Genomic DNA, 8,706 nt, shown 5'->3' with positions numbered 1-8,706 from the left:
GGCAAAATTAAAAATGAGTCCGGTGCAATACCGAACTCAATTTACCCAAGCTGCCTAATGAAATAACCGTGTCTAACTTTTAGGGGTCACTTCATACATCGTGAGGATTTTTTTAATTTTTATGCTAAATTTTTATTATCATTAAAGTAATTTTTCATTTTCTCTGAATCGAAACGGCCTTCCCATTTCGCCATAACTAAAGATGCAAGTGAGTTACCAATTACGTTAACGACTGTACGTCCCATATCAAGAATACGATCGATACCTGCGATGAATGCTAAACCTTCAATTGGAATGCCGACAGTACCTAAAGTTGCTAGAAGCACAACGAATGATACGCCTGGAACACCTGCAATCCCTTTAGATGTAACCATTAATACAAGCATTAACGTAATTTGTTCACCAATGCTTAGGTGAATACCGTACATTTGAGCAATAAATAATGCAGCAATAGCTTGGTACAGTGTAGAACCATCTAAGTTAAAGGAGTAACCGGTTGGAATAACAAAGGATACGATATCCTTTGGAGCACCTAGTTTCTCCATTTTCAACATAATTCGTGGTAACACAGCTTCAGAACTTGCTGTTGAGAACGCTAAAATCAGCTCATCTTTTAGTACTTTAATTAAGAAGAAGATACTGATACCTGTAAATTTGGCCACAAGACCAAGAACGACAAAGATAAAGAATAGCATTGTTGCATAAACAAGTATAGCGAGTTTACCAAGTGGTATTAGGGAAGCGAATCCATATTTGGAAACGGTTACACCAATTAAACCAAATACCCCAATTGGAGCGAATTTCATTACGAGGTTAGTTACCCAGAACATAGTATCTGCTACCCCTTGGAAGAAGTCTAATACTGGTCTTCCTCGTTCGCCAATGGCAGCAACCCCTAAACCAAAAATAACTGAGAAGAAGATGATCGCAAGCATATTACCTTCAGACATTGCCTGAATGATATTTGTTGGTACAATGCCTACAATAATATCAAATGGTCCTTCATGCTGTACTTCTTCTGTAGTGGCAACGTATTTTGAAATATCTCCTTGAGAGAGCTCGTTCATGTTTATACCCGCGCCTGGTTGGAATAAGTTTGCGGAAAGTAAACCAATGACAATTGCTACTGTTGTAATAATTTCGAAGTAAATAAGCGATTTTCCGCCTAATCGTCCAAGCTGTTTCATATCTCCAGTGCCAGCAACACCAACGATTAAAGTTGAAATAATAATCGGTACAACAATCATTTTAATTAGATGAAGGAAAATATCACCTAAAGGTTGTAGATATGTTTCAATTTTGGGGTTTCCGTAAAAGATACCACCAATAATAATCCCTAAAATCAAACCGACTAAAATTTGAGTGGCTAAACTGATTCTAAATTTCTTCTTCAAAATCTTAGTACCTCCTAATATTAAAATTTTTAGGACTTGCCTTACTTTAATAATACGGAGGACTTATAAAATCCGACAAAATCCGAGAAAATTAATTTACTTTAGTTAAAATGTCTGAATATAACACCTGAATAAATTTCTTAATATTAACCTTTGCTTTACGATTTCCGTGATCTTCTATCTGAGTCATAAGATGACGAATTTCTTTAAAGTCAAAGTATCGAGGTGCATAATATTCAAATTCGGAGTTTGTATAATCTACGACACCTAAATTGGCGAGATTTATCATCGCTGCTAATATAGTACGGCGCACCCGCTGTTCAATGGCTTTACTTTCCTTCAAAATTTCATCTGGTGTAGCCTTTGTGACAACTGCAAGCTCCTCATAAAGCTCCTTTAATGGTGGAAGTGGTGCAATTTTGTGCTGATGCGCAAGTAATGTTTCGATGATAGCTATAATATCTTCGCTTCCAATCTCACCAACGATACCCATATCATTTAAGATAGATTGAATATGATCGCGTGACGTTGCTTTGTGATTTATTTGTTCACTTAGATCAATATTTGTAAGTGATTGGCGAATAATAAGCAATGAATTTTTTAGGCGAAATTGTTCAGTTGTTTTACGTAAAACATTTTCAACCTCAATACGGTTTATCGGTTTATGAATAAAGAAATCTATACCTTGCTTATATGCCTCACCAACCATTTCCTTATTCACAACTTGAGAAATCATGACAAATTGTCCTTCAAAACGATTTTGAATAAGGTGTTCGACTGTTGCAATCCCATCAAGCTTGGGCATGAGTAAATCAATCAACACAAATTCAGGTTGTGTCATTAAAATTTGTGGAATGGCGTCCTCACCATTGCGTGCTTCACCAATAACTGTACCTAAGCCACTATCTTCAATAATTTGTTTTAACATGACCCGACTTGCACGATCATCATCTACAATAAAATACCTCATTTAAGTCTCTCCTGTTTGAATAGTTTGCGTAGGAACTGTAATTTTAAACATCGTGTTTTGAGTATTTGATTCAACGGTTATTGAGCCATTTAATTTATTTACTAATTCAACAACATGTGAAAGACCAATACCTGTTGCTGCGACACCGTCTACATTGTATTTTGTAGTGTATCCAGGTTCAAAAATAATAGAGAGATTACTTTGTGGAATGCCCTTCCCGTTATCGCATACTGTTAGTACAGTATCATCCTGTTGCTGCTGAATGGCAATAGAAATGATGCCTTGATTTTCAATTGCTTCTATAGCATTAGCTGTTAAATTATTCAAAAGTGCAAGTAATGCAATATGTTCCTTCGTTTGAAAATCGATTTCAATATTTAATTTAATTTCAATTTCTTTCCCGAGAAAATGAGCGTACTTACTGTTGCCGTCTTCAATATAATGTAATAATTCTGACAATCTAAGGGATCCAAAGCTCTTTTCACCAACAATTTTAGAAATACCTGCATAAATGCGTTGTGAATCCTTCTTCACTTCATGAATTTCCTGGGCAATATGAAGTGCCTGTAAACTTTCTGCATGATAACCTAGCGATTTTAATTGTCGATATAATTCAAACCCACTGATTGTTATTGCTTCTATATCGTTCATCGATTTTTTTAAATAAAGTGTCTCTACATATAAATCTGAGCCGATCGTAAGCATTTCTTGAACACGTTTTTTTTGCTCAGCAATTAAAATAGAACTATAAATACCAACAACAAAAAAGCTACGTAATAAAGCAACTGCTAATAATATAAGTAAATCATGAAGGAATAAAAAAGTATAAGAATTTATAAAAAAACGAAATAGTTGTTCCACTAAATTACTGAATACTTCACTAAATGCAACTAGCAATCCAAGCAATAGTGGTTTTTCTCTATATTGATGAATGCTTAGAATTTGTAGGCATATTGCAAACATTATATAAAAGGCGGCGGCAGGCAAATGTATTAGTAAACTATCGACTACTGGAACATCATGTAAAGTGTAATTAATGATAACTCGAAAAATGGTTGTCACGATACTCGTAGTAAATCCAGCAAAAATGATCGGTGTAGGTCTTAGTAGAGTACACAAAAAGAAAATAATACTTCCTAATCCAAAACGAAAAGGTGTATCAGCGAAAGGCATTATTTTAATTTCACTACCAATAGCAGTTAACAGAGCGATTGTTAAAACCCAAGTGAGGGAAGCACGAGATATGTAAAATTTCGAGTGCATAAAAAAATCCTCCCTAATAATATTAACGAGCATTATGCTAAAAAGCTCGTTTGCGTGTTTGAAATAAAATGTAATTGTACCACTACTTTTCATGTTACGTTGGGGCGAAAAATAGTTTTGTAATGAAAGTGCATTTGTCTAGATGAAATAATGCTATAGATTTTTCACAGTTATAACACCTTAATTTACAATAAAAAAATACCACAACCTAAGTGGAAGTGGCATCTAATAAATGTTACATATAATTTTTAAGCAAAAAAAAACGGCTACATTCGTAGTCGGAATTTTAAAACTGGAGGAGGTAGAGGGATTCGAACCCCCGCGCGGTGTTACCCGCCTGTCGGTTTTCAAGACCGATCCCTTCAGCCAGACTTGGGTATACCTCCATGTTGTTTTGTTACGTTGTCTTATCGACAAGATTTAATTTATCATATTTTAAAATTTACGTCAACAGATTTTTTATTTTTTTTAACTTTTTTTCAACAAATGTTGTGGTAGCGAAAGCGAAGCGTCAGATGTAGAAGTCTCCCAATTTTATAGGAAGGAAATGAATGCGGTACTAAGTCACTTTTTAACGGCTGTCATGGAATCGAAAAGGAGTTCTTATAGGATATTAGCTTAAAATCATCGCATCCATTAAATAACGGCTAACTGATCTGTATCGATAAAAACGCCATGTCCTGTGGCATTGTCGAATGGCCGACATCGTGTCGGCCCTCATGCAGACCTAAGTACAAAGCCAATTCCAGAGGCATTGTTTATCTGTGTGAAAGCAAAGTGACAGCTACAATGATGCCGAGGCATAAATGGATTAACAATTTCTTTTTTACAATGCAGATAGAATGTTCCAAACGAATATTATGCGTATTAAGTTGCAATTTATGAAAATAGTCAGTATACTAGTTATTGCCGTGCTAGGTGGGAAGGTAGCGGTGTCCTGTAACTCGCAATCCGCTCTAGCGAGACTGAATTCCTTTTTCGAGGCTGTCCGTATTGTTTGGTCTGCCTTTTGCACGTAGTGTTGACGATTGGGTCCTGCGCAATGGATACCCATGAACCATGTCAGGTCCGGAAGGAAGCAGCATTAAGTGGTCTTATTCATGTGCCGCGGGGTTGCCTAATCTGAGCTAACGACAAGAGTAACGCTTATGTGCGGCTGTCGAAGAAAGGTGCACGGCATTAAATTGCCAATTCAAACGCATCCGTCTACAAAAGGCGGATGCGTTTTTTTATGATTTTATAATATTTTTGGGGATGGAAGATCATTCACCAACACGTTTAAGGAAGTTACAAATTGTGCGGCGGACGATAGGAGCCGGAAGCATCAGCGTTCACTACAGGAAGTGAAAGAGAATTGTCCCGAAGTTTTAGAAAAACGATGACAATATTTTATAAATAATGAGGTAAATGCTATAATAGAACTATTCTATATAATGAAGAAGAGGAGAGGAATCCATTGACGTATCAAGCATTTTATCGTGTGTATCGACCGCAATCATTCCGAGAGATGTCTGGTCAAGCACATGTCAAAAGAACGCTACAAAATGCTCTCCTAGCGAATAAAACAACACATGCTTATTTATTTTCTGGCCCACGTGGTACCGGGAAAACAAGTACAGCTAAAATTTTTGCAAAGGCTTTAAATTGTGAGCATGCACCATCAAAAGAGCCTTGTAATGAATGTGCTACTTGTTTAAGCATTACAGACGGTTCTCACCCAGATGTTATTGAATTTGACGCGGCGTCTAATTCACGCGTTGAAGAAATCCGAGACATCATTGAGAAAGTTCGATTTGCTCCTGCGAGTAGTAGATATAAAGTGTATATCATTGATGAAGTACATATGCTTTCTACAAGTGCTTTCAATGCCCTTTTAAAGACGTTAGAAGAACCACCTTCACATGCTGTATTTATTTTAGCAACGACAGAGCCTCATAAATTGCCCGCAACGATTATTTCGAGATGTCAGCGCTTTGATTTCAAGCGTCTTTCGACCGGTGATATTATTGAGCGCATGAAAGTTGTATTAGAAGATATTGAGTTACCATTTGAGGAACAAGGTTTAAAGGTAATCGCACAATCAGCAGCGGGTGGTATGCGTGATGCTTTAAGCTTATTAGATCAGGTTGTATCCTTTAGTGGAGAAAAGTTGAAGCTTGAGGATACATTGCTTGTGACAGGTTCTATTAGTCAGGAAGTTTTCTATGAGTTAGCAGAAGCTCTTAAAGTAAAAGATGTCGCACAAATGCTTGCGTTATTAGAACAGCTTATTGCGGATGGGAAAGATCCTCTTCGCCTTTCTGAGGACCTAATTACATTTTTCCGAGATTTATTATTACTGCAAACAAGTGAAGATTTGGCCGAATTATTAGAACTAGTATCACCAGAGGAGCGAGTGTTTACATTAGCGCATGATTTTGCACCGGATTTGCTATATGGCTACATTGATATTTTAGCGAAAACACAGCAAGAAATGCGATTCTCCCACCATACAAAGATTTATTTGGAAACAGCATTACTTAAAATGGTGCAGTTTTCGGGTGGCGCAGTTGGTCAGACTACCACTTCAGGTGAGGTAGCTATGAGCCCTGAGCTCGCCCAAAAAATTGTGGCACTTGAGCAGATGGTGCAACAACTATCAGCCCAATTACAAGCTGGTGCTCCTATGCAAACGGCGCAAACACCAAAAGAACAGCGCCCACGAGCAAAAAGTCCGAATGGCTATAAAGCACCAACAGGCCGTATTCAAGAGATACTAAAGGATGCTACAAAGCAAGATGTGCAACGTATTAAATCGGTTTGGGCACAGGCATTAAGTCAAATGCAAAAATCTCAATCAGCTCTTTTGGCAGAGGCTGAACCTGTTGCGGCATCTTCAAGTGCTTTTGTGTTAAAATTCAAGTATGATATTCATTGTCAAATGGTTGCTGATAATCAATCCCTAAAAGCTCAATTCACACAATTAATTGCAGGGCAAACTGGTACTATGTACGAAATGCTTTGTACGCCTGAAGAGGCTTGGTTAAAATTACGTGAAGAGTTTATTCGTGATCATGGCTTACAGCAACAGAAAAAATCCTCTCAGGATGAAACTGATCATGAAATGGAATTATTAGAACCACCTCCGGCAGAAATGTCAGAAGGGCCGTTTATCGACGATGCTCAACCACTTGCTTCACAAGATCCACTTGTGACGGAAGCGGAAAAGCTGTTTGGTAAAGATTTTATTGAGATTGTTGAAGATTAATCATTTAGGAGGAATATGTTTATGCGTGGAATGGGAAATATGCAAGGTATGATGAAAAAAATGCAAAAAATGCAAAAGGAAATGATGGAAGCTCAAGAGGCTTTAAATGCAGAGCAATTTGAAGGTACAGCTGGTGGCGGTATGGTGAAAGTATCTGTAACTGGTCAACGTGAAATTGTAGAAGTAAATCTTGATCCATCAGTAGTAGATCCAGACGATATCGAAATGCTACAAGATTTAATCGTTGTTGCTGCAAATGAAGCATTGAAAAAAGTAGATGAAAAAACGAATGCAACAATGGGTAAATTCACTCAAGGCATGAATCTTCCGTTCTAGGAGGTAAATAAATGTACTACCCAGAACCAATATCGAAACTGATTGATAGTTTTATGAAATTGCCAGGTATCGGGCCGAAAACCGCGGCTCGTCTGGCGTTTTTTGTGTTAACAATGAAAGAAGATGACGTTTTATCCTTTTCAAAGGCACTAATTGATGCTAAACGAAATTTAAGCTATTGCTCCGTATGTGGCAACATAACTGATGTAGATCCATGCCATATCTGTACTGACAAACAAAGAAATCATTCTATTATTTGTGTTGTCCAAGATACAAAAGATGTAATTGCGATGGAAAAAATGCGCGATTTCAATGGTATGTATCATGTATTACAGGGAGCTATTTCACCTATGGATGGTGTTGGTCCGGAGGATATTAATGTCGCGTCCCTACTAGTTCGTTTGCAAGATGAGACTGTTCAAGAACTTATTTTAGCTACGAATTCAACGATTGAGGGTGAGGCAACAGCTATGTATATTTCGCGTCTAGTGAAGCCATCTGGTATTCGAACAACACGGATCGCTCATGGACTACCAGTAGGTGGAGATTTAGAATATGCAGATGAAGTAACGTTATCGAAGGCAATGGAAGGTCGCCGAGAATTGTGAGTGAGGGATTAATATGTTCTTCCGCAGTAAGGGAAAATTAAAAAAAGAATTCGATGACAAGCTTGTGAATCTTATAAAAGGAACAAAAGAGGATTTGCAGCAGGCGAAGATAATTGAAGAACTACTAGATGACTATGATTTAGAAGTAATTGCTCAACGAAAAGCAGCGGAGAGCATACATTTTTATTTATTCAAGGAAGCTAGAATTCGTAGAGTATTAATTAAATAATAGTTTTCAAACTTATTTCAGCAGGTGTCCAAACATCCGCTAAAAATAAGTTAATGCATAGGTATAAATAATATTCATAGAAGCAAAACAGGAAACATAAACTTTCATAATTATATTTTTGAGGGGGAAACCATATGTCGTGGTTAGTAATTATGAGCTTTTGTGTACCTGTAGTGCTTCTTTTTCTTTATATAATAATAAGACATGCCAAGATGGGTAAAATTTTAGAAGGAATGTCTGTGTTTTGGTTTAGATTTGCTTTCGCCTTTCTACTATTATTTATTATTCATTTAGGGATAGGGTATGCAGGCTATAATGTGCCGATTAATCTATTTTCAGTATTCACAATTGCAATATTAGGTATTCCGGGTGTGCTAGGGATAACCGCTTTAATATATTTTTTATAAGATGCTTGCAAAACAAAAATATTGTGGTATAGTAATAAGAGTCGTTAAGATAACGGTTGAAAAACAAATGAGTTTTAAATTAAAAAATTAATTGTTGACAACAAGTGAACGACATGATATTATATAAGAGTTGCTGTTGAGATAAAGCAGCGACAATATGAACCTTGAAAACTGAACAAGCAAAACGTAATCAATAAAGTTTTTACTAGCTAACCTTGAGTTAGTGAACGAAACAAAATTTTGGACATCAAA

General features: G+C 36.8%; 8 protein-coding genes, 1 tRNA gene and 1 other RNA gene. 6 read left to right on the top strand and 4 right to left on the bottom strand.

Translation table 11 applies throughout. The features are described from left to right. Positions 1–119: 119 nt before the first annotated feature. The 4 genes from ACIQZA_RS25405 to ACIQZA_RS25390 form a co-directional block, all read right to left on the bottom strand. The gene (locus ACIQZA_RS25405; RefSeq protein WP_400941665.1) at positions 120–1,394 is read right to left on the bottom strand and encodes a cation:dicarboxylate symporter family transporter; all 1,275 of its coding nucleotides are present in this window, start codon (positions 1,392–1,394) and stop codon (positions 120–122) included. Between the two features lie 91 nt (positions 1,395–1,485). Continuing rightward, positions 1,486–2,364: a response regulator gene (locus tag ACIQZA_RS25400; protein WP_402884611.1), complete on the bottom strand. Its 879-nt coding sequence runs from the start codon at positions 2,362–2,364 to the stop codon at positions 1,486–1,488. Further along, positions 2,365–3,627, bottom strand: a complete 1,263-nt coding sequence (locus ACIQZA_RS25395; protein WP_400941663.1) for an ATP-binding protein — start codon at positions 3,625–3,627, stop codon at positions 2,365–2,367. It abuts the gene before it with no gap. A gap of 293 nt (positions 3,628–3,920) precedes the next feature. Further along, a tRNA-Ser gene (locus ACIQZA_RS25390) sits at positions 3,921–4,013 on the bottom strand. Positions 4,014–4,536: 523 nt separating this feature from the next. Between ACIQZA_RS25390 and ffs the strand changes: the two genes are divergently transcribed. The 6 genes from ffs to ACIQZA_RS25360 all read left to right on the top strand — a co-directional run bounded on the left by ffs (position 4,537) and on the right by ACIQZA_RS25360 (position 8,454). Then, positions 4,537–4,804: signal recognition particle sRNA large type (ffs, locus tag ACIQZA_RS25385), an RNA gene on the top strand. Between the two features lie 279 nt (positions 4,805–5,083). Further along, positions 5,084–6,874, top strand: coding sequence for a DNA polymerase III subunit gamma/tau (gene dnaX, locus ACIQZA_RS25380; protein ID WP_402884608.1), 1,791 nt, complete (start codon positions 5,084–5,086; stop codon positions 6,872–6,874). A gap of 21 nt (positions 6,875–6,895) precedes the next feature. Then, a complete protein-coding gene (locus tag ACIQZA_RS25375; protein WP_386831561.1) occupies positions 6,896–7,210 on the top strand; it encodes a YbaB/EbfC family nucleoid-associated protein in 315 nt (104 codons plus the stop codon). A gap of 11 nt (positions 7,211–7,221) precedes the next feature. Continuing rightward, positions 7,222–7,818 carry a recombination mediator RecR gene (gene recR / locus ACIQZA_RS25370; RefSeq protein WP_079564088.1) on the top strand — a complete coding sequence of 199 codons (597 nt, stop codon included), beginning with the start codon at positions 7,222–7,224 and terminating at the stop codon, positions 7,816–7,818. A 13-nt stretch (positions 7,819–7,831) separates the two neighbouring features. After that, positions 7,832–8,047: a YaaL family protein gene (locus ACIQZA_RS25365; protein WP_132364636.1), complete on the top strand. Its 216-nt coding sequence runs from the start codon at positions 7,832–7,834 to the stop codon at positions 8,045–8,047. 134 nt (positions 8,048–8,181) lie between these two features. Then, positions 8,182–8,454, top strand: coding sequence for a pro-sigmaK processing inhibitor BofA family protein (locus ACIQZA_RS25360; protein WP_142511000.1), 273 nt, complete (start codon positions 8,182–8,184; stop codon positions 8,452–8,454). Positions 8,455–8,706: the final 252 nt, after the last annotated feature.

The organism is Lysinibacillus sp. NPDC096382 (assembly GCF_044762845.1).
Lineage (GTDB): Bacteria > Bacillota > Bacilli > Bacillales_A > Planococcaceae > Lysinibacillus.
Note: the sequence above shows the minus strand (reverse complement) of the source record. Positions and strands in the feature narration are given on the sequence as shown.